16 protein-coding genes and 1 pseudogene are annotated in these 22,184 nt (G+C 62.5%); 8 read left to right on the forward strand and 9 right to left on the reverse strand.

The window, feature by feature from the left end; all coding sequences use genetic code 11:
• Window positions 1–266: 266 nt before the first annotated feature.
• Window positions 267–1,112, reverse strand: a complete 846-nt coding sequence (locus tag AB0323_RS12480) for an aldo/keto reductase (protein WP_366177602.1) — start codon at window positions 1,110–1,112, stop codon at window positions 267–269.
• A gap of 200 nt (window positions 1,113–1,312) precedes the next feature.
• On the opposite strand from AB0323_RS12480, the gene AB0323_RS12485 reads away from it, so the two are divergent.
• Window positions 1,313–2,227: a helix-turn-helix transcriptional regulator gene (locus tag AB0323_RS12485; protein ID WP_364535808.1), complete on the forward strand. Its 915-nt coding sequence runs from the start codon at window positions 1,313–1,315 to the stop codon at window positions 2,225–2,227.
• Between the two features lie 179 nt (window positions 2,228–2,406).
• On the opposite strand, the gene AB0323_RS12490 is transcribed toward AB0323_RS12485, so the two are convergent.
• The 8 genes and pseudogenes from AB0323_RS12490 to AB0323_RS12525 form a co-directional block, all read right to left on the reverse strand.
• Window positions 2,407–5,112, reverse strand: coding sequence for an alkaline phosphatase family protein (locus tag AB0323_RS12490; protein WP_366177603.1), 2,706 nt, complete (start codon window positions 5,110–5,112; stop codon window positions 2,407–2,409).
• Between the two features lie 197 nt (window positions 5,113–5,309).
• The gene (locus AB0323_RS12495) at window positions 5,310–7,064 is read right to left on the reverse strand and encodes an alkaline phosphatase family protein (RefSeq protein ID WP_366177604.1); all 1,755 of its coding nucleotides are present in this window, start codon (window positions 7,062–7,064) and stop codon (window positions 5,310–5,312) included.
• Between the two features lie 199 nt (window positions 7,065–7,263).
• Complete coding sequence (locus AB0323_RS12500) at window positions 7,264–8,775, reverse strand: metallophosphoesterase family protein (RefSeq protein ID WP_366177605.1); 1,512 nt, start codon at window positions 8,773–8,775, stop codon at window positions 7,264–7,266.
• A gap of 349 nt (window positions 8,776–9,124) precedes the next feature.
• Window positions 9,125–10,324 carry a fumarylacetoacetate hydrolase family protein gene (locus tag AB0323_RS12505; protein WP_366177606.1) on the reverse strand — a complete coding sequence of 400 codons (1,200 nt, stop codon included), beginning with the start codon at window positions 10,322–10,324 and terminating at the stop codon, window positions 9,125–9,127.
• Window positions 10,321–11,808: pseudogene (locus AB0323_RS12510) on the reverse strand (aldehyde dehydrogenase (NADP(+))); the annotation flags it as partial. The gene AB0323_RS12505 and the pseudogene AB0323_RS12510, both read right to left, overlap by 4 nt.
• On the reverse strand, window positions 11,805–13,151 hold the full coding sequence (locus tag AB0323_RS12515; RefSeq protein WP_366177717.1) for an enolase C-terminal domain-like protein: 1,347 nt from the start codon (window positions 13,149–13,151) through the stop codon (window positions 11,805–11,807). The pseudogene AB0323_RS12510 and the gene AB0323_RS12515, both read right to left, overlap by 4 nt.
• 129 nt (window positions 13,152–13,280) lie before the next feature.
• A complete protein-coding gene (locus tag AB0323_RS12520; protein ID WP_366177607.1) occupies window positions 13,281–14,009 on the reverse strand; it encodes a GntR family transcriptional regulator in 729 nt (242 codons plus the stop codon).
• Between the two features lie 109 nt (window positions 14,010–14,118).
• Complete coding sequence (locus AB0323_RS12525) at window positions 14,119–15,123, reverse strand: DUF4862 family protein (RefSeq protein ID WP_366177608.1); 1,005 nt, start codon at window positions 15,121–15,123, stop codon at window positions 14,119–14,121.
• 268 nt (window positions 15,124–15,391) lie between these two features.
• On the opposite strand from AB0323_RS12525, the gene AB0323_RS12530 reads away from it, so the two are divergent.
• From AB0323_RS12530 to AB0323_RS12560, 7 genes are all read left to right on the forward strand, one after another.
• Window positions 15,392–16,222 carry a DeoR/GlpR family DNA-binding transcription regulator gene (locus tag AB0323_RS12530; RefSeq protein ID WP_366177609.1) on the forward strand — a complete coding sequence of 277 codons (831 nt, stop codon included), beginning with the start codon at window positions 15,392–15,394 and terminating at the stop codon, window positions 16,220–16,222.
• A gap of 295 nt (window positions 16,223–16,517) precedes the next feature.
• Window positions 16,518–17,270, forward strand: coding sequence for an MBL fold metallo-hydrolase (locus tag AB0323_RS12535; RefSeq protein WP_366177610.1), 753 nt, complete (start codon window positions 16,518–16,520; stop codon window positions 17,268–17,270).
• 27 nt (window positions 17,271–17,297) lie between these two features.
• Window positions 17,298–18,617, forward strand: coding sequence for an MFS transporter (locus AB0323_RS12540; protein WP_366177611.1), 1,320 nt, complete (start codon window positions 17,298–17,300; stop codon window positions 18,615–18,617).
• 17 nt (window positions 18,618–18,634) lie between these two features.
• Window positions 18,635–19,351: a four-carbon acid sugar kinase family protein gene (locus AB0323_RS12545; protein WP_366177612.1), complete on the forward strand. Its 717-nt coding sequence runs from the start codon at window positions 18,635–18,637 to the stop codon at window positions 19,349–19,351.
• A complete protein-coding gene (gene pdxA / locus AB0323_RS12550; protein ID WP_366177613.1) occupies window positions 19,351–20,355 on the forward strand; it encodes a 4-hydroxythreonine-4-phosphate dehydrogenase PdxA in 1,005 nt (334 codons plus the stop codon). The genes AB0323_RS12545 and pdxA overlap by 1 nt, the downstream gene beginning before the upstream one ends.
• Before the next feature lie 137 nt (window positions 20,356–20,492).
• Window positions 20,493–20,708 carry a hypothetical protein gene (locus AB0323_RS12555; RefSeq protein WP_364535769.1) on the forward strand — a complete coding sequence of 72 codons (216 nt, stop codon included), beginning with the start codon at window positions 20,493–20,495 and terminating at the stop codon, window positions 20,706–20,708.
• Window positions 20,709–20,957: 249 nt separating this feature from the next.
• Entirely contained in the window at window positions 20,958–22,172 is a 1,215-nt protein-coding gene (locus tag AB0323_RS12560) for a four-carbon acid sugar kinase family protein (RefSeq protein WP_366177614.1), read from the forward strand.
• Window positions 22,173–22,184: the final 12 nt, after the last annotated feature.

A 22,184-nucleotide genomic window follows, 5' to 3' on the forward strand; every position in this document is an offset into this window, starting at 1 on the left:
CGTCCCCGAACTACCCAAAACCCGATCCGGGAAAATCATGCGCCGCCTCCTCAAAGACGTCGCCGAAGGCCGCGAACCCGGCGACGCCACCACCCCCTCCGACCCCACCATCATGGCCCAGATAGCCCAGTCCCTGAAAAAATAGGAGGGGCGGGCCTGCGCCGATTGCAGGATAGAGGCAGCATCGGCCGGGAGGCAGCGCGGGGCTCGACCGCGGGAGCGGTCGAGTCCCGCGCGCAATCGGCCTCAGCCCATTGCCGGATTACCTAGAGCTGGCTGTGGGACGCCGTGGCGGGGTCGGAGCCGATTCGGGCACCGCTCTCGAGCTGTGTGATGGCGGCAAGGTCCGCGGGAGTCAGGGTGATGCCCGCAGCGTCGGCGTTTTCCCGCATGCGGCTAGTCGTCGAGGACTTGGGAATGGCAATAATCCCTGAAGCGACGTGCCATGCCAACACGATCTGGGCCGGTGTGGCGCCGTATTTGGCGGCAATCGTTTTCACCGCGGCTGTATTCAAATCGGCCCCCTGCCCCAGCGGGCTGTACGCCTCCACCGCAATGCCCAAGGCACGGCACTTGGCCGTCAACTCCTTCTGCTGGAACGTCGGGTGGATTTCGAACTGGTTCACGGCCGGGACCACACTAGCGTCCTTCAGTAGCGCGTCCAGATGCTCGCCGAGGAAGTTGGACACACCGATGGCACGCATCACGCCGTTGGCGTAGAGCTTCTCCATCGCTTTCCAGGCTTCGACAAAGAGCCCCTGTGAGGGCACCGGCCAGTGAATCAGGTACAGATCCACGAACTCGACACCAAGCGCTTTCCTGCTGTTCTCGAAGGCCTCATAGGCGTTGCCCTGCTCGCCGTTGCGCAGCTTGGTGGTGATGAAGATTTCATCCCGGGGAATGCCTGAGGCAGCGATGGCTGCTCCGACGCCGGCCTCGTTGCGATAAGCGGCTGCCGTGTCGATGTGGCGGTAGCCGGCCTCAAGCGCTTCCTCGACGATTCGCTGGGTCTCTTCCGGCGCAACCTGGAATACGCCGAAGCCGATTTGCGGAATTTCGACGCCGTTGTTGAGGGTCACGGTGGGTGTGGTGGTTTCTTGCGTCTGCGACACTATCGATTCTTCCGTCAGTGGGGTTGTGCCTAGGAGCGCCCGCACGAAATTCGGTGCGAATTGTGCGCCCGGGCTTTGCAAAATAGGCTACCTATCTTGGGATGTCGTGTCAGCCGGTATGCCGCTCCCTTCCTTTCCTAGGAATGACAGTCCTACCTTCCTTGTAGAAAGCTGTGATCGGGCCGTGGACAATGGGACTTATGGGTCAGAGCGCAGAGTTTGGAAAATTCCTGAAGGCCATGAGGTCACGGCTGAAGCCCGAGGACGGCGGCCTGCCGGGTACTTCGGGTGTCCGGCGCGTTCCCGGGCTGCGCCGCGAGGAGATAGCCCGGCTGGCGGACGTGAGCACGGACTACTACACGCGCCTCGAGCAGGGCCGCAACATCCACCCGTCCCGGGCAGTACTGGACTCGGTAGCGCGGGCTCTGCGTCTGGATCCCAGCGAACAGGCGCACATGATGGACCTGCTTGAGAACTGTGCGAAGTCCCAGCGTCCACCCCTAGCGGCCCAGAGCGTTCGGCCCGCCCTGAAGCAGCTGTTGGACGCCGTGGGAAGCGTGCCCGCACTGGTATTGGGGCGCCGAACGGATGTTTTGGCCGGCAATCACCTGGCTTTTCTCCTGCTTGCCGATTTCGCATCCATGCCGGCTGCCGAGCGGAACCTGACTCGCTGGATGATGCTCGATCCACGCGCGAAAGAACTCTTCCGGGACTGGAATTCCGTAGCGGCCGAAGCTGTCGGAGCCCTCCGAGTGGACATTGGCCGGCATCCGGACGACGCCCAGGCCAACCAGCTCGTTGGTGAACTCGCAGTTCAGAGCGAGAACTTCCGCCTGTGGTGGGCCGGACACCGGGTGTCCAGGAGGTCTGCGGGCAGTCTGCGGTTGCACCATCCCGTCGTCGGCGACTTGGAACTGAACGTTGAAAACCTGACGCTCCCGGACGACCCGGATCAGGTGCTGCGCGTATTTTCCGCAAAGCCAGGCTCGCCGTCGGCCGATTCCCTCACACTGCTAGGCAGTTTCGGCGCCGAAGCGGCGACCGCCTGGGAGCGCGCACAAACGACGGAAAACACGGATGCATCCGGCGCCGGGTTCTTGACTGATCCGGCTTAGGAAAATTGGGCCCTCACCCCTGGCGTCAACTCTCCGAGCTTGTCAGCCTGGCTTTTCTGACCCTGCCATAGCGACCTCGACCTGGCGAATCCCAGCATAAACGAGACACGATAAACGAGACACGGTCGTTGCAACTCCCAAAATTCCGGGTGTTGCAACGACCGCTGTGGTGGATGTCGTTATTTCCCGGTGCCGGTGGGGGCGTTGTCGCCATCGCCGGGTCCGTCAGGCACTTCGTTGGGGAAGAGGATGCGTGCGTCTCCGGGGTAGGGGGTGGTCCAGTTGTGTGCGGCGTACCAGTCGACTCGGTTGAGTCGGCCCGGATCGACGCGGTCGGGTCCTGACCAGTCCTGTTGGGTTGACCAGGTGGCCCATGCAGCGGCTGCGCCGGTGAGGGTGTTCGGTGCCCCGTTCATGGTGTCGAGCGGGATCTGGTTCGGCTTAGCAGCGTAGGGGGTGGTGTCTGCTTTGTTGGTGAAGGCCGAGTACATGGGCTCGGCGGCGAGGTCCATCTGCGTCATGGGCGGCAGGGCGAGGATCTGCTCGATGGTGCGCACCACGTTGAGCTGCGTGTAAAAATCGCTGACGACCGCGTTACGGCGGGCGTACGGGGACCAGATCAGGACCGGGGCGCGGTGCCCATCGACATGATCGACACCGTTCTGGCTGTCATCTTCGACGACGAACACGGCGGAGTCCTGACCGAACTTGCTGTGCGAAATGCCGTCGATAATCCGCCCCACGGCAAGGTCGTTGTCGGCGACCATGGCCGAGGGTGTGGGCGAGCCGGGCGAGGTGCCCGCGGTGTGATCGTTCATGATGGTCATGATGTTCAGCTGCGGCAGGTTGTTGTCTTGTTCAGCGCTTTTCAAGTCCTTGAGGAACAGGTCGGCCCGGTACTGGTCCGGGACCTGAAGCTGGAAGCCCGGGAACTGCGGCTGCAGGATCTTCGTGAGCGAGGGCACGTCGGTGGAGGCGTGGAACGCGTCCTGCGGGATGATCGCTGGTTTGCCGGCTTCCTGGGCCATGGTGTTCTGGTACCACTGGGTCCAGCTGTTGGGGTCGTTGGCACCGGCGGCGCTGGTCCACTTGTTCGTGTACTCGCCCCAGTCCTTGGCACTGACGCCGTGCGCGGCCGCGTTGTCCCAGAGGAACCCGGTGGAGCCGTAGGCCATCGCGTCCCCACCGTTGTAGGGGTAGCTCCGGGCGTAGTTGCTGATCGACTGGTTCAGATACTCATCGACGTTGGCCTGGGTCAGCCACTGGTGGCCGTCGGCGGACATAGTGCCCGATGAGTAGGTGTTGTCCAGCAACGGTCCTTGTTGGGCCAAGGCATGGAAATTCGGGGTGGTCGCCCCGCCGAACTGGGCTAGGGAGGGTGCGCCGTTGCCGCGGGTGTCGTCGCCCAGGACTTGGTCGTACGTGCGGTTTTCCTTCACGATCATGAACACGTGCTTGATGGTGGAGGGGTCACCGGCACGCTGCGGGATCGCCACCGGCTTCGCTTTGCCCTGATCGCCCTTGGCCTTTTGCTGGTCCTGCCAGGCGGTCCATTGGTTGTTCGACCAGACCTGCTTGGTGTAGTCGGGCATGTCGCTGGTTTTGGGGACCGGGACGGTGCTGACGAGCCCGATGTCCGAATATACGCTGTGCCCGGTGACGGTCGCGGTGCCCGCGCCCTGGCTGTTGGTGGCCTGGGCGCCGAGGGAACCGACACCCTTCTGCGCTGCCACGACGATCTGGCCCAGGGCCTTGTCGAGCACCACAGTGCCGGGGTACCAGCCGGTGGGGATCAGGCCCTGAAAACCGGCCGGTGTCTGGGCGTTGCTGTAGTCGTAGACGGCGACTGCGTTCGCCGTTCCCAGGCTCACGGCCAGATGCGTTGGATCCAGCATCGTCAAAGAGTTCGGTTCGCTGCCGGTCGGCGCACCCGGCAACGGGTTGACGTTGATCGTCTGGGCGACTTTACCGCTCTTGGTATCCAGCACCGAGACGGTGTCGGAGTTGGAGTTCGCGACGAATACGTCTGTGCCCTGGACCATCAAGGCTGATGGGGCCAGACCGACGTCGTAACTGCGCACCACGGTTCCGGTGGCCGGGTCGACCTCCGAGACGGTACCGGTAGACGGAGAACCGTTATCGGTGTTGGTGACAATGTCCGTACCATAGGAGAGGTTTGTCTTGTCCCCGGGCACTGCGGTGCGCCCGCCCTGGTTGGCCACGAACGCGTGCCCCCCGGCTACCACGACGTCCCGCGGCGCGTTGCCGACCGCAACCTGACGGACCAAGGCCCCGGTACCCGCGTCCAGGACGGCCATGGTGTTGGTTCCGTTCAAGGTGACCAGGATCTGTTGCCCGCCCGGGGCGAAGGCCAGGCTGGCTGGCAGCGGCTGCTTACCGCTCACGGCTGGCAATGCCACGACCACCGGGCTGGAGAGCGTCCCGTCCGCGGCAACCGTGAAACGCAGCAGGTTTGATTTCTGCCCGGCCCACAGGCTCTTGCCGTCCGGCGAGTACAGCAGCCCGCCATATCCGGCTTGGCCGCTGCCGGTGCCGGCCGGCGGCGTGTATTGCTGCAGGACTTTATGCCCCACCAAGTCGGTCACGGTGAAGGTGCCCTTCCCGTCATAGGTCTCATTGACCGAAGTGTGCCCGTCCGGGCTCACCGCCAAAGCCATCGGCCTACCGGTCTGCTCCACCCCGGACCCGGCCGGGGTGACCAACTGGTTACTCGCGGTCAGCACCGACCCGTTGGCCTGCCGCCCGATCAGGCGCTGCCCCCAGTCAGTGTTACCGGCCGCATACGCGCCGCCGCCAGCCAATACCAGCGCAACGGCGGCAGCCGGAATGGCCACGCCCTTACGCAAACGTCTTTTCTTGCCCATGGTGTATTTCCCCTAATCAAGAAGTCCTAGCTGCTGCGAACCCGCAAGGGTACGCAGTTCGGCCCATCGTTGAGCCCGTTAGTCTGAAAAGCTGCATAAGGCCAGTGCCATCCCGCCAGGAGCATCAGGACATCCGTACACGCGACCAGCATTCTGGGGCGTGCATCGCCGAGGTCCTTTCCGAATTCGATGGAGGATCAGTTCAGGCCGTTCCACCGGTTGTTGATCTGATTGCCGATTCCGCTACCGTTACCGTTACCGTTCTGGCCGTTTCCGTTATGGTTGCCGTTGCCGTTGGTGTCCTTCCCGGGGACGACGGCACCGGTCGTCGGATTCAGGATGACCTTGTCCGTGTTGGGGTGTTTGAAGTCGAACATGTTCGTCAACGAGCCCGCGTTGGCGTCGAGCGAGGAACCGCCGATCTGGCCGGTGCTCCAGTTGTCCTCGATCAAACGCAGAATGGATGTCTGGTCCGTCTGGGTGTGGTCAACAAAGTTCGTCTTCGCGAACGGAGAAACCACGATCAGCGGCTGGCGCGGGCCCGGGCCGCAACGGTCCGCGTAGCCGCCGGCCATGGGAACGCCCTTGTTGTACGCGTTCAGGCAGAACGCGGCATCATCGGGAGAGTTGGAGGAGTTCTTCACGGCTGCTGCTACGTGGTCGTACCATCCGTCAGAGTCGTCGTAGGCGAGGATGACGGCGGTGCTGTTCCAGTTCTGGGAGTTCTGGATGGCATTGACCTGATTGGCGACGAAGGTCTGCTCGTCGATCGGGTCGGAGCTTCCGGGGTGGCCGTCCTGGTATTGGGGAGCCTTTAGGAACGACACGGCGGGCATGTTGTTCGAGTTGACGACCTGGTCGAACGCCGTCACGTCGTACTGGTGGTTGGCCTGGCCGTTGTGACCGATTTCCGAGACCGAAGCCGGCGGCAGGTGGTGCGGGTTGGCGGTGGAGGCAAAGTACTGGAAGGGCTCGTGGTGCGGCGAGTAGTCGACGATGGAGGCGCCCGTGACGTTGGTGTGCGTGCTCAGGCAGGAAGCCGGCGTGGATCCGGACGCCGGGGCGGTCGGGGTGAATCCACCCTGGAACCATCCCCAACTAACTCCCTTGGCGTTGAGCAGATCGCCGATGTTCTTACCTTGCGCGCCGGCCACGTTGTTGGTGGTCTTATGGCTGCTGTTGGAGCAGTCGTCGTAGACCGGGTCGGGGTCGTTGATCACTGTTCCGACGCCGCTCGGGTTTGGGACGCGTACGGTGGAGGTGCTGGCTGTCGGAACGACCGGTGCACCCGCGGCAGTGAATTCCTGGATACCGTGGGTCTGGCCCGAGACCAGGTTCAACGCGCCCGGGGTTGACGGACCAAAGCCGGTGCTGAAGGACGAGTCGCTCATGGCGTAGTTCTGGGCGTAATTCCACATGCCCGTGACGGTGTTCCCGTCGTAGTAGTCCATGGTCAGGCCCGGCGCGCCATATTGGTTCGCTGCACACACGTCCTTGCTGGTGTTCTCAACGAACTTGTTCATCAGGCCACCGTTGTAGGCCAACTGCTCGGCGGTGTAGGTGTGGTTCTGGTCGCAGGTGACGGCCCGTGCCGGTGTCAGTCGCTGCGGCTGGATGGAGTTCGGGTTGTTCGGGGCCAGCAGGCCGTCGTGAGCCAGTGTCGCAATGTTCGTCGGTGTGTTCCTTGCGGCGGTGAACTGCGTTGCCGGGAGCCCGGTTCCCTGCTGGGTTTCACCTGGCGTGTTGGCAGCCTTGGGGTAGGTGGCAAAGTAGTGGTCGAACGAGACGTTCTCGCCGAAGATCACCACCACGTGCTTGATGGGTGTGGCCGTGTCCGCGTGGTTTTCGCTTGCGGTGGCCGGGCCGGCTCCGAAGCCGAACAGGCCGGCGGTGAGGGTGGAGGTAGCCAGGACCGCGGCGCCGGCGGCGGCCGCGAGTGGTTTCCAGGTCAATTGATGAGCGAGGTATCGCATGTTTTCTTCAATCTTTCTCGATGGGGTAACCGGCGCGACTTGCCGGGGTGTCGGCCCCGCCCGGAAGGCTGACCGGAACCAAGGGGTAAGGGACCGGTCACCTTGGCCGGCCCGCTCCCGCTGCACGTATCTGCTGCGGGAGCGGACCGACGTCGTCTAGCCGCGGACGGGTTTAGCCTTATTGGCCTTTGTCGTTTCCGCTTCCGGTGCCTTGGCGGGTGTTGTCGGTGCGGGGCCGCTGGAGTGTGAAGGATTCGAAGGCGGCCAGCTGTCCTTGTGGTCCGAGCACGTTGTAGTAGGTGACTTGAAGCTTGGTCATTCCGCCGGGCTGGGTTCCCGGGTCGACGGTGAAGGCGGCGAATCCGTACGAGTTGGCGGCGTCGCGCTTAGCCGACCAGGGTGCGTCTTCCTGCGTGTAAACCGGTGGCCGCCTGTTGGTCGTAGGGTTGAGCGGGCCGACGCTGGTGATAACACGGCAGGCGGGCGGGTTGTAGAACATCTGGTTGGAGGTCACTGAGGTGCCCCCGCCTCCCAGGACCATGTGCACGGTGCCCTTGGTAGTGTCGATGGTCGCGGTGTTGGTGTCTGCCGGGATCGGGGTCAGTGTCGCGTTGGGCTGCTGGCCGCGGATCGGGTGAGATCGTTCGTAGTGGTGTTCGTGGCCACAGACGACCAAGTCAACGCCGTATTTATCGAACAGCGGCACCCATTCTTGCCGGACGCCCAGATCGGCGCCGTTGAGCGCGCTCGCGGTGCTGATGACGACCTGGTGCATGCAGATTACAACCCAGTCGATGTTCTTGTCGGACCGGGCAGCGATCAGTTCCTTCTCAAGCCATGCCTTCTGCGCGCCCTGGGAGTATCCGCGGACGTAGCTGCTTCCGCTGTCCTGGATGCAGACGTCATCGTTGGCCAGGCTGATCACATGCACAGAACCAACGGTGAAGGAGTACCAGAGCCCGCGGGTGATATCGGTTTGGCCCGGCTGCGGCGGTACCGAAAAGTATGTCTGGTAGGCCGCATAGCCAATTGGCCCGTTGCCAAGCTCGTTCTCATGGTTGCCCGCCGCCGGCATCCATGGCCGGTGCCGGGCGCTGCGGGAGTTGTTGTCCCAGAAATCGGTCCAGGTGCGTACTCGGTCCACGGAGCCATTGGCGTAGCAGAGGTCGCCGTTGAACAAGTGGAACAAGGGCTGCACGCGTTCGATTCCAGCGGGCATGTCCCCCGCAGCAGGCGAGCCGAGATTGTCGTTGACCCAGGGCGGATTGGCGATCGTGACTCCCGCCGGCGGGACGTACTTCTTTCCCAACGTCGGTGTGCCCTGGTCGCCGAAGCTGGTGAACGTGAAAGCCTCGCGGCCACGCGGTCCGGTTCGGAATGAACCAAACTCAGGCTGCGCGCCGTCGTGGATGGCCGCGTAGACGTAGTCGTGGGACGATTTCAGACCGGTGAGTTTCGCGTGATAGGCGTAGACGATTTGACCGGACTTGCCGTCGGTGTAGCTGATCTGCACCGCATCCTGGCTCTTGCTGTAGCTTCCGTCCAATTCACCAAGCATCGCCCGGGCATGGCTGACCGGCTGCAGGGTGTGCCATGACACCACGACTTCGCTGGACGCATCCGCCCCGAACTGGAGGTGCAGGCCGTTTACGATCGGGGTTGTCAGAGGGTCGCCCACCGTCGTCGGCAACGCCGACACCTTACCCCCAGTGGCCGCCGTGGCAGGTGCCGCGCTGGCCAGTGCTGCGCCGGCACTTGCGACTCCTGCCGCCGCGAAAAAACCACGTCGTGAAAATGCTTTACTAAAAATTTGTCTGTCATCTGTCATGTTCAACACATTGCCGGGGCAACGGTGGCCGTTCGTGAAGGATAGCCAAATCTACGGCCACCAACAGATGAACAATAGGATTCGGTGGAATCATGTACGAATTCACTCCCCCACCACACCGCGACGGCGACGCTGAGCCGTCAGCCCGCCGACTGTGGAGCGCAGGCCGGCCCGGCCCGACCCGCGCCCCGTCAGCAGATCGTGGGACCCGTTAGCCGTGGACCGGCGCCGTAGGTTCTTCGGACCTCAGGTAGTTGAACAGCTGTCGGACCCCGAACGTCCATTCCGGCAGTTCTTCGGCGGGAGCCACATGGTTGACGAGTGTGCCGAGGTGGCGGCTCTTGATGGCGACAACGTCACCCGTCTTGTGGGTGAATCCCTGCCCCGGCGTGTCCCTGTCCTGGGTGGGTGCGAACAAGGTGCCCGTGAACAGAGCGAAACCGTCGGGGTACTGGTGGTGCGGACCGAAAGTGGCCGCCACTAGTTCCTCGAATGGCCTGCTGATTCTGGCCACGGAATTGCGGCCCTCCATTGCGTAGCCGTCCGTACCTTCCACCCGCAGCAGGATCTCTTCCTGCCGTACCGTGTCGAGGGTAAAGCCCTCGTCAATCAGTCGGATGAACGGTCCCAGCGCGCTGGAGGCATTGTTGTCCTTTGCCTTGCCCAAGAGGAGCGCACTGCGGCCCTCGACGTCGCGCAGGTTCACGTCGTTGCCCAGGGTCGCGCCCCTAACGTCTCCCCGCGAATTGACGATGAGCACGAGCTCCGGCTCGGGGTTGTTCCACGAAGAAAAGGATGGAATCCCCACGCCGGCGCCTAGTCCCACGGACGAGAGCACCGGCGCCTTAGTGAAGACCTCTGGATCCGGCCCGATTCCGACTTCCAGATACTGGGACCATAGACCTTCGGCGATCAGGACACGCTTGGCCTCGGCGGCCTGAAGAGACCCGGGGCGAACCCCGGTGATGCTGCCGCCGAGTGCCTTGCCCACGAGCTCGCGCATCGCCGTGGCCCGGCTGGACTCTCCGCCGCAGCGTTCCTCGATGACGCGTTCGATCATGCTGTCCACGAAAGTCACGCCGCACGCCTTGATGACCTGGAGGTCGACCGGAGCCAGCAGGAAGGGTCGGCTGGTGTCCTGCCGGAGGGACGCCTCGACGACGTCGGCAGTCTTCCACCGTGGTTCGATCACTGACCTGTCGGCAATAGCAGAGCGGACATCGGCCGCCGGGTCTGTGCGCTCCAACAGCTCGGAGACCGTGCCGGCCAGGCGCTGGATGTCGAACATGTCCTCTCCGTGGACCGCCACCACACGGGGACCGGCGGTTTCGAAGTCCCAGATCCGGCCGATCAGCAGCGCGTTTTCAGCGTCGTCGGGTAGGACCGAGGTTGCGGTGTGGCGGGAGTTCATCGCGGACCTTCAATCGATGGTGGGTTGACAAAGCGTCCCCTGCCGCGCCACTCGCCGTCCACTCGTTGGGGCACGTTCCAAGGATTGTCATCCCGCAGCGGCTCGGGCAGTCTCGCTTCGGGGAACGACTGATAGGCCACGGGCCGAAGGAAGCGGCGGATGGCGGCCGTTCCAACGGAGGTGGTGGCCGACGTCGTGGCGGGGTATGGTCCGCCGTGGTGCTGGGCGTAGCTGACCGTGACTCCGGTCGGCCAGCCGTTCCACAGCACGCGACCGCTGACGTCCGTCAGCCGCGCCGCGAGCTCGGTAACGTCGTCATCCGGCTCTGCCTGCAACGTGGTGGTGAGCTGCCCCTCGAGCATTTGTGCGAGGGCCGTAAGTTCGGACTCATCGCCGTATTCCACAACTACGCTGGCCGGCCCGAACATTTCCTGACGAAGGATCGACGGATCACGGCGCACAGCAGCGGGCGTGGTGTGGAGCAGGGTGGGCGCCGGCGTCGCCGCGAAGTCGCCTTCCACCAGGACATCAACACCGTCGGTGTCCCGAAGCTGTTCTACTGCCTCCCGGAAGCCGTGATGCAGCCGCTCACTCAGGAGCTGGGCAGGTGCGAACCCGGCCAGGGCATCGCTCAAGAGCCTGCGGACCTCATCCCGGCCTCCAGCGGGGACGAACAACAGTCCCGGTTTGGTGCAGAACTGCCCCATGCCCATAGTGAATGAGCTGACGTAACCGTTGACGATCTCGCTTCGCCGGGACTCCCAGGCCCCCCGGGTGACGAAGACGGCGTTTATCCCGCCCAGCTCGCCAAAGAACGGGATGGGCTCGGGCCGCGCGGCGGCGCGGTCGAACAATGCCCTGCCGCCCGCCGTCGAGCCTGTGAACCCGATGGCCTTGATCAGCGGATGGTCTACCAGCGCCTCTGCCGCGGGGCGTCCGTTCACTAGCGAGAACAGGCCGGGGGGTGCGCCAGCGCCGTCTAGTGCGGCCATCACGGTTTCCGCCGTGCGCGCTGCGAGTTGCCTGTGGCCGTCATGCGCTTTGTGCACGACGGCGCAGCCGGCGGCCAAAGCCGAAGCGCTATCGCCACCCATGACACTGAAGGCAAACGGGAAGTTGGACGCCCCGAAGACCGCCACGACGCCGAGTGGGACATTGACCCTGCGGAGATCCGGCCGCGGGCCCATGCCCCAGCGGGCGTCTGCATGGTCGATCGTCGCGTCGAAGTGTTCGCCTTGCCGGATTTCTTCGGCGAAGAGCCTCAGCTGGAAGACGGTGCGCTTCAATTCGCCTTCCAGCCGCGGCGTGCTGAGATGTGTTTCCCTGACCGCCAGCTCCACGAGGGTACTGCCGGCATTTTCCAGCCCGGTTGCAACAGCCTCCAACCACGAAGCACGGACCTCCGGATCCGCTGCGCGGCCCTTTTCGAAGGCACCGTGGGCAGCCGCCACCTTGGCGTTGAGGTCTTCGATGGTGGTGTTCATCGGACGCCGCCTGCGGGAACCAGGGACGCGCCCGTCACGGCCGCTCGGTCGCCCACCTCAAGCCAACCAGCCCCGGTGGGGAATTCCCATGTCGTCCGGGATGCACTCAGCATCTCGGCGCCCGTCCCCGGGCGGCGGGGCGCGGCGTACCGGCCGTTGAGGATGCGAACGGGCTCGGCGAAGTGTTCGTGCAGGTGATCCACGTATTCGATCATCCGGCCTTCCTGCGTGCCGGTGATGGCAGCGTAGTCAAAGAAAGAGAAGTGCTGGACCAGTTCACACAGCCCCACACCGCCGGCATGCGGGCATACGGGAACACCGAAGCGGGCGGCAAGGAGGAGGTTCGCAATGTTTTCATTCACGCCACCCACGCGGGTGGAGTCGAGCTGAAGGACATCGATGGCGCCGGCCTGCATGAGCTGCTTGAAGACAATTCGGCTGGCCACGGCCTCGCCGGTGGCGACACGAACCGGCGATACTCCCCGGCGGATGTCCGCGTGGCCCAGGATGTCGTCGGTGCTGGTGGGCTCCTCGATCCAGTACGGATCGTATTCGGCCAGCTGCTTAACCCAGTCGATGGCTTCGGACACCTCCCAGCGCTGGTTGGCGTCGATGGCGATAGGAAGATTTCCCACCGCTTCGCGGGCGATGGCCATGCGGCGGCGGTCGTCGTCGATGTCCCCGCCCACTTTGAGCTTGATCATCGAGAAGCCGTCCGCAACGGCTTCCTTGCTCAGCCTCACCAGCTTCTCATCGCTGTAACCGAGCCACCCGGGCGACGTGGTGTAGGCCGGATAGCCGTCGGTCATGAGTGAAGCAATGCGGGCAGCCTTGCCTTCTTCGCCGGTGCGCAGGATGTCGAGCGCCTGCTGCGGGTTCAGGGCATCACGGATATGCGTGAAGTCGACAGCGTCGACGATTTCCTCGGCGGGCATTTCACTGAGGAGCAGCCAAAGGGGCTTGTTTTCACGGCGGGCACGGATGTCCCAAAGGGCGCTGACCAACGCGCCAGCCGCCATTTGCGTGACGCCTTTTTCCGGGCCAAGCCAGCGGAGCTGCGAATCGTGGATAAGGCGCTTGGACGCGTTGCCCAGATCGTAAATCAACTCGTCGATATCGCGGCCCAGCAGCAGGCGGGAGTAGGCGTCGATGGCGTACGTAATGATGTCGTTCCCGCGCCCGCAGCTGAACACCAAGCCGTGCCCCTCCTCGCCCGCGTCCGTGCAGATGACAACGTAAGCCGCCGAGTAGTCCGGGTCAACGTTGACCGCGTCGGAGCCGTCGAGCTCCAAGGACGTGGGAAACCGGACGTCCTGGGTGGTGATGGAAATGATGGAGGGCATGAATCTCTTCTCTCAGTGAACGACAGAATCGTCGTTTCCTATATGAATTTCGATAATCATATAGGAAATAGCGGCGAGATCAAGGGATCAGCCCAGCAAAAAGCCCCGGTGCCAAGCCGGGGCTTCGTTTCACTTCACAATATGTCGCCTTGAGGGGCCGCTGTCTTCCAGTGCCGGCAACGCTGAATTACCCGGGAAGGCCTGCGCAAACCGCCCGAATGAGTTCCTGATATGTTCGGCCATCGCCGCCTCGGCCTGCTCCGGCTCGCAGGCCTCGATGGCCTCCCGGATGGCTGAGTGCTCAGCGACGGTGATGGCGCCGTCGACGTCAGCAGGGTAAAGCCGGAACGTGTGCAGGTGGCAGTGCGTCTGCGCAAAGGCGTGGCGGACCACATCGTTGCCCGACGCAGCCAGGATCGTGTCGTGAAAGCGAGCGTCGTGCGCCACGAGGTCCTGGCGCCGGTCGCCCGTGCCCCCCATTGCGCTGCGGAACGCCGCGAGCTCGTTCCCGAGCGCACCAGCGGGATTCGCGAGCCGATCCACCGCCGCCGAGCGCGCGGCCCAGGGCTCTACCAGAAGCCGGAACTCAAAAAGGGAGCGCAGCTCGGCCAGATCCAGCAGGGGGGTTGTACTATAGCCGCGGCCGGGGCTGTACACCACAAGGTTGTCCCCTTCAAGCCGCTGCAGCGCCTCACGCACCGGCGTTTGGGACACGCCGAGGCTGCGGGAAACGGCGTCGATGTTGATCCGAGTTCCGGGGGGGATCCTGCCTTCGAGAATGGACGCGCGCATGGAAGGATACGCGTCGCTGACCGCGGCTTTGACTCTGGAAGACTCGGAAGGTTGGCGTGGGGGCACGGGCTGACCTCTTAAAGGTGATTGGGTTTTGGATTCGCTGGGAAATTCTTCACCGGCTAGCGGCGAGGAAGCGGGTGACAGGCTTTTCGCACAACATGCTGGCTCGAGGTTACACAGATGCGGACGCCCTCGCCTCGTTGACGAGCCGAATTGAATCTGAAAGCAGCTGGATCCGTCCGGCCAACGGTAAGTCCACAGGCCGGGCGGCGATTTTCAGGCCAATCCAGTCAAGCTGGCCTGATGTATCGAGAACGGATTTCATCCGGCCCGGGGTGAGGAGGGACGCGGGTTCGCCGAACTTGTTGGTATTTGATGCCGCCGGAGGCAGATGCGCGTCGACCCAGGACGGACCGAATTCCGTGTCCTGTGACGCAGCCCCCGAAAACACAATCGATCGGAGAAGACCTGCCGACCGGGCCTCAGCGATATGCTCGAGGACACGGTCCGGATCGCGTAACTCGATGGCGGAACGGCCCCAATTGATGGAGATTCCAAAGTCTGTCCCCGAGGAAATGACGGCTGATAGCTCGTCCGTCAGGGAGAGGTAGCCGAAGGCAGGTGGATGCCCTGCTACAAGGGCATCGCAGTGCTCGACAAGCAGGCTGGTTTCCCCCCAATCCCAACTTTGTATCCGGGCTAGTGACTCCGCCAGGGCCTCACTGCTACTCATCCGTGGGGGCGGGCTATGGAACTCGACGGCGATGACAGCCTGTCGCCCTGCCGCCTGATTCAGCCTGTCTACATCGTCGCGGAGTCGGGCTGCCATTTTCAACGCTGACATCCGGCCGAGCCTGTCGCGGGAGGCAAGTCCGTACGTCGAATCCGCGGCGACCCCCCGGAGGCCGGAACCTATATCGTTCAAAACCAAGTCCCAATGAGGACGAAGATGCGTCAGCAACCAGTTATCGTCGAATTGATGCAGCGACCCGAACCATGGAATTTCAAGGCCCCGGAGTCCGGGCATGGCCGAGAGCAAGTCAAAAAGCCGACTCTCGAACTCTGGATGCCAGTCGTTGCGGTAGGGAGACGTGGCGTACGCGCCGACGATGAGACCGCCCGGCGGACCCGCCGGCCCGTCGTCCCGGCTCCGCGTGCCGTTGCGTGATCCAGTCACTTTGCCTGTCCTCTCGATGTCCCACCCTAGACCGCGGGACCTCGTCATGTGCGGGATATTCGCGCCAACTACTGCCCGATAGCTGTAAACAATATAGGTAACTCCCGCATCCGATACGAAAACGGGTTGCGGACTTCGCTCAGGAAATCGTGGATCAGCGAAGTGACCAATGGAAGCGCCGACTGGTCCTGCCCGGGTAGCATCTGATCATCGTCGAAAGCTGTGTACGGGATGTGCATCGGCCTGACGCGTAGCGAAAGGCATCGAATTGGCCACGAACTCCCACATGCGCCGCGAGGAGATCGTCAAGCGCGCCACCACTGTCGGCCTGGCAGGCGTGGATGAACTCGCCGCCCACTTCAATGTGACGGCATCGACTATCCGCCGCGACCTCGCGCGCCTCACCGCTGAAGGACTCCTCGCCAGGACTTACGGCGGCGCTATGGCACTGGCCGCCCATCCTGAATCCGCGCTAAGGGAGCGCGCAGGCGAAGCGTACGACGCGAAATTGGCGATCGCCCGGAGCGCAGCCGGGCTCATTCGGCCAGGAGAGTCTGTTCTACTCGACGCTGGATCGACCATCGCATTGCTTGCCCACGAGCTTAAGGCGACGAGCCGGCTTCACGTCGCCACAACGAGCCTTTCAGTCATAGCGGAGCTCAATGACAGCAAAGGCGTTGAGTTGGAGTGCCTCGGCGGAAGGCTGCGGGCACTCAGCCAAGCTTTTGTCGGCCCGTTGACGGAGGCAGCCCTGGAACGCATGACGTTTGACCGCGCCTTTCTTGGGGCCGACGGCGTCAGTGCGACCGATGGCATATGTGAGGCCGAGCTCACCCAGACGAGGCTCAAGGAACTCATGGCCCGACGCGCAGAGCGCGTCTATGTTCTCGCGCACGGCGCAAAGATCGGCCACCGGCCTTTCCACTTCTGGAGCCGCCTGGGCAAACCTTGGACGCTGGTAACTGACGAAAGCGCCGAACCGGCCGAACTAAGAGCCTTCGAAGCGGAAGGGATCGACGTGTTGGTGGCGAAAAACCCCACCGCCGAACAAGCAGACCCTCCCGGGCAACTGAAGCTGCAAAACGCTTTGATTCAATGACCGGGTCACCGCGGACTGCGCGGTTCACGCATCTCTGATCTGCCTTAAATCGTAAACCCACACGCCAGCCTCCCTCGCGGCGACCCGTCTCTCAATTCTGCGCAGAATGTGCATTGCTATTGCGTAGAACGCGCATCGATGTCAAGATATATGCATCGACCATGCATTGAGCTAACCCCCGTCAGTGCAAGAAGGCGCCAGCATCAACGACGTGCGGCGAGGCACCCGGAAGTAATCGACCGTGAAGCGCTTGGCCGGCGCATCTGTCAGTACATGTATCGCAAGGAGGCGCACTGTGTATGACTTGACTATCTTGATCCAGGGTTTTCCCGGCAGAAGTACCTGCCATGGTGGACTGGGATGGAGCACCGTCTCAGTCCTGAGAGGGCAAGGGGAGACCATCCTTGTCGACACAGGCGGCTACGGATACCGAGTCCCGCTCATGGCGGCTCTCGCGAACCAAGGCATCGGACGCGAGGACGTGACCGCCGTCGCGCTCACGCACTGTCATTGGGACCACGCGTGCAATTTTCCCCTTTTCCCCAACGCGCGCATCATCGTGCCGCGACCGGAGCTGGAATGGGCCGTCGAACAACCCGTAGGAACGTGGGAACTGCCGGAGTTCCACGTTGATTTCCTTAGCCGATCCGATCGCGTGGAACGGATTGCCGACGGCGCAGAACCATTGCCCGGGTTCTTTGCGTTGGCGACTCCGGGACACACGCCCGGGCACTTTGCCTACCACGCGGCGGTTGAGGGTGGCCGCGCGATCTTCGCTGGCGACGCCGTCAAGAACGAAACTGAACTGATGTCAGGGGTCGCCGACATGACCCTAGATCCTGACCTGAGCCGGGAAAGCATCGAAACCGTCCGAAGGATGCTCCTCGATGATCCTTCTTTGATTCTCGTACCCGGGCATGACCGATTGCTGAGCCTCAGAGACGGGGAGCCCATCGCGCATTCCCAGCTCGAGGCAGGAGTAAAAATCTGGCAGCCCGACGGTGCCGGAACCACAACCATCGACCTGCTTGCCGGCAGCTCCCACTAAATTCTTAGAAACAACGAGGTTTTGAAAATGAAAATCGCCCGCCGCCGTTGGTGGATCTATCTCCTGCTCTTCGTCCTGGTCATGATCAACTACATGGATCGGACCGCGCTCTCCGTCGCGGTAGCACCTATCCAGAAGGAGCTCAATCTTTCGTCGACCCAGGTAGGACTCATGCTTTCGGCGTTCCTATGGTCGTACCTGCTTTTCCTCATTCCCAGCGGCATGCTCACCGACCGGTTCGGCCCGCGGGTAGTCAACGCGGTCAGCATCGTCGTTTGGTCGCTGGCCACGATGCTCGTTGGTATCGTCCGCGGATTCGGTGGCCTCATTGGAGCCCGGCTGCTCATGGGAGTCGGGGAATCGTCAACATATCCGGCCGCCGGAAGAGTGTTGCGGGAATGGGCCCCCGCCAGCGAGCGTGGCCGCGCTGCCTCCATATACAACTCAGGTGCCTATGCGGGACCGGCCCTGGGAGCAATCTTGGCAGCGGCCCTGATTACGTCCTTTGGCTGGCAGACAATGTTCGTAATCATGGGCGCCCTCGGATTCATTTGGCTTGCTGCCTGGCTGATCTGGTTCCGTGATCCATCCAAGGCCACGTGGCTGTCGGAGCCAGAGCGAGCCATGATCCTGGAGGAGCGAAAAGTACCAGGTGAGCAGTCACAGGAGGGCAAGCCCAAGGGCGGCGTCCTGAGCCTCCTGCGATACCGAAGCATGTGGGGCGTGGCGCTCATCCAGTCGGCAGCCGTCTACACGCAGTACCTGTTTCTAACTTGGCTCCCGGGATATCTGGAGCAGGTCCACCATTTGTCGATCATGAAGTCCGGACTGTTTACGGCAGTACCGTACGTCGTCGCAGTTCTCGCAGGAATCGGACTCGGCATCGTCTTTGATCGCAGGCTGAAAAGGCATGCACAATCCGCGGCCCGGCGCCGTTATATCGTTGCCGCTTGTCTCTTGACGAGTTCAGTCGTCCTGCTGACGCCGTTTTTCTCCGACGTCACCATGATCCTGATCCTGATCAGCATCTCGATGACCTGCATTTCTACAACCGTCTCCATGAACCTGGCGTTGCTGGGCGATCTGCTCAGGTCGCGCCACTTGGCCGGAAGGGCCAACAGCATAGCCATGATCGGGGGCAACACGTTCGGGGCCGCCGCACCGATCGTTACCGGTTACATCGTTGACACCACACACAGCTACAACAGTGCCTTCGTAGTCGCCGGCATCTTCCTGTTGGCAGGTGTCGTCGTCGCGCTGACCTTGCCGCGACACCCCATTGGAGAAGAAGAGCCGGCACATGCCCATGGCGTCGACGACGCCGTCGCTGCCCCCGTCGCACAATAGTCACCTTGCAGGGCCGAATGAACGCGTCTGAACCCCAGACACAAAGCTGCTGCAAAGAATCAATCAGTATTCTGCCCAATTTGTCCGAGGAAGGAGGCATCGTGGATTGTAGCCAAATAAACCTTCAAGAGCCCGCGGGGCGGTTCGGCTCGTACGACTTGGGGACAATCGTCGCGGATTTGAATGTCGGCGACGAAGTCGCTGGCGCGCTCAGGGCAATGGGCCGGAAGGGGCTGCCTGCCTTCGCGGTTGTCGCACCAGCGCTGCCCGCGGCGGCCAGAATAACCGTCGACGGGACCGCGTTGATTGATGGTCCAAGCGCAGCAGGCGAAACGAACAGCATCGGTGTCGTCGAAGCACTTCGCCGGGGCGGCCTGCGTGCAGCCGTCATCAAAAGGAGCGAATATGCGGACGCACAGATTCTTGCCGACCGGATCCGCGGGGTCTTCCTTGCGGAGTGTGATGCGGCCGTCGTCGACTGCACGACAGACGAGGACCTCGTTACGGTAGCGACCGCGCACCGATTGTTGGAGTTCCAAAGCCTTCTGGTTGGCTCGGCAGGGCCGGCCGCAGGGGTTGTGAATTCCCTGCCTGACGCTGTTCAGGCGGCAGGCCCATCACGTTGCTATGCCGGATCGGCCCATCTTTACCAAAGCCATCGATGGCCGGCCAAAATCATCGGCAACCTGCCACAAATACAACAACCCGGTTCATTGACTAGAGGAGACAGATAATGGGACGACCGATTGTAGCCATCACGATGGGAGATCCAGCAGGGATCGGCCCTGAAATCATCGCCAAGGCTATGGCGGATCCTTCGATCCAGGACCGGGCGCGCGTATTTGTCATTGGTGACAGGGGTCGACTGGAACTGGCGATGGACGTGGTAGGAAGTGCCCTTAAGGTCAACAGCATCGGCGAGCCGTCCCAGGCGCGGTTTGAGGCTGGAACCATTGATTGCCTGGATGTGCCCAGTGTCCGGGCCGATTTACCTTGGGGAGAACTATCGGCCGAGGCCGGGCATGCGGCCTACCTGTTCTTGGAGAAGGCAGTAGAACTGTCCACGCTCAACAAGATCGATGCCATCTGTACCGCACCCTTGAACAAAGCCGCACTTCACGCCGGAGGACACAAATTCCCCGGGCACACCGAATTGCTGGCGCAACTAACCGGCACGGATGAAGTCTCCATGATGCTGACGGCCCCGAAGATGAGAGTCATTCATGTGACAACCCATCTTGGCCTTCTGGATGCGGTGGCGCGAATAGACGGTCCGCTCGTCTACAGGACCATCAAACGCGGCTACGACCTCCTGATCCGTTCAGGTATCACGAACCCTCAAATCGCTGTCTGCGCCATCAACCCCCATGCCGGTGAAAACGGCTTGTTCGGCAACGGGGAAGAAGCAATCAAGATTGAGCCGGGCATCAAGCAAGCCCAGGCGGAAGGAATTGATGCCTTCGGTCCGCTGCCCGCCGATACCGTGTTCTTCCGGGCCGGCAGGGGGGACTTTGACCTTGTCGTGGCGATGTACCATGACCAGGGTCATGGTCCTGTGAAAGTTCTTGGGCTAGAGAACGGCGTGAACATCACCGTCGGCCTTCCCGTAGTTCGGACGTCAGTTGACCATGGGACGGCATTCGACATCGCAGGCGAAAACATAGCAGATCACAAATCGCTTCTCGAGGCTTTGCGGCAAGCGATCGACCTCGCCCCACCGCGACCTGAGGGCAAATAGGCCCCGAGCATCGGGGCATTCGCGGACAAGGCTCCCAAGAACGACTTCGGCCTGCCGGTACGCCCTATTCACGGCAGGCCGAAGTCGTTATCCGGGAACAGCAACACCTGACATATAGAACACTAAAGGAGAAACACATGATCACCGTCAGTCCTGGCACATTAACGATCACGGCGACGGACCGTGCCAGCATGGACCGCGAACTCGATGAAGCGGTGAGCGCCGCCCGGGCGGTAGCAATGCGGGAACGACGCTGTGGAATACTCGTCTCACGCCATGGACACGACTCTTTCACGGTCGCCCTCAGCGATTCCGTTCCCTTCGGCTTGACCAGGGAATTCCAGGATTGGTGAACTGAACCCGCTTGGCACCACTCCCCCAGGAAGAACTCCTGTAAGCATAAATATGCGCGTTTGGCGCAGATTCCGCGACGTACGCTACACGTAATCGGCGCGAAATCGACGATTTTAAGGTTGAGACATGGCCGTATCCATCAAGGCGACCCTCCGGAAAATCCCAAGCGGGATTCTTCTGTTTACTGCCTACCCAGCGCAGCGAATCAACGTGAGCGCTCAGGCTGCTCCCCTACAGATCGCCGCATAGTGGAGCTCCTTATCGTCGCCGATGACCTCACCGGGGCTGCTGACGCTGCAGTCCCGTTCTCAGCGAGCCGGGAAACCGCTGTGCTCGTTCATCCCACGGTCGCATGGCCGCCCGCAGACGTCCTTGCGATTAATACTGAAACCCGTTACGCGGATGGTCTCACTGCGAGGAAAACGGTGGGTGGGCTCGTTTCACGGGCCGGCCGGAATGGCGTCCGCGTCTTCAAGAAAATCGACTCCCTGCTGCGGGGCAACGTTGGAGTCGAAATCGCGGCTTCCCTCGAAGCCTTGCGTTTGCCCGATCTCCCCATACTCGCGATCGTGGCTCCCGCGTTTCCCCGAACCGGACGCACAACCCTCAACGGAATCGTGCATGTGGCCGGCACGCCGCTCGGCAGCCAACGTCGAGTAGCAGATGTGCTGTCCGGGACCGGATTAAGCCACGCGCTTGTCTCAACTGACGACTGGACCGACCCTGCTTCCCTCGCGGCTCGCTTCCAACAGATCCTTAGCGCGCACATCGACACGGCTATTGTCGATGCCCGGAACGATTCCGACCTGGCTGCCATAGTCGCGGCCGCCGAATCCTTCGGTGACCAGGCACTCCTCGTCGGCTCCGGGGGCATCTCGGCGGCACTCGCCTCGTCGTTGAAATCCGACGAGCCTGCGAAGCGGGCACGGCCGATCCCAGTCAAGGGTGGACATCGGGCCGGAGGCCACTCCCTCGTCGTCATCGGAAGCTATGCGCCGACGAGCCGTGCCCAACTGGATGAACTCGTCAGAGCCGGATTCCAGCACATCCATCTGGACCACACCGACAGGCTGGACGCCGGAGACCCTTCCGGAGCAATGAACGTCGGTGCAACGATTGCCACTCTAAGAGACGCCCTCGATCGCGGACAAGCCGTACTCACCCCGGATCTCGCTGCCGCGCTGGACAAGAAGCAGGCGAAGATCGTAGCCGCAGCGATCGGCGCCACGGCGGCAGCGGCTGCATCCCACGCATCCTCAATAGTCGTCTCCGGCGGAGAGACAGCCGTGGCAGTGCTAAACCACCTTGGCGTGGCCGTCCTGAACATCAGAGGCGAAATCCTGCCGGGGATCGTCGACGCCGAGATGCCCGGCCATATACAGCCGTTCATAACCAAATCCGGCGCGTTCGGCGACGTCGACGCACTCACGTCCGTCGTCACGCACATCGAACAGCCGCAATAAGAGAAGAAAAGC

Origin of the sequence: Arthrobacter sp. NPDC080031, from assembly GCF_040702485.1 — a bacterium.
GTDB lineage: Bacteria > Actinomycetota > Actinomycetes > Actinomycetales > Micrococcaceae > Arthrobacter.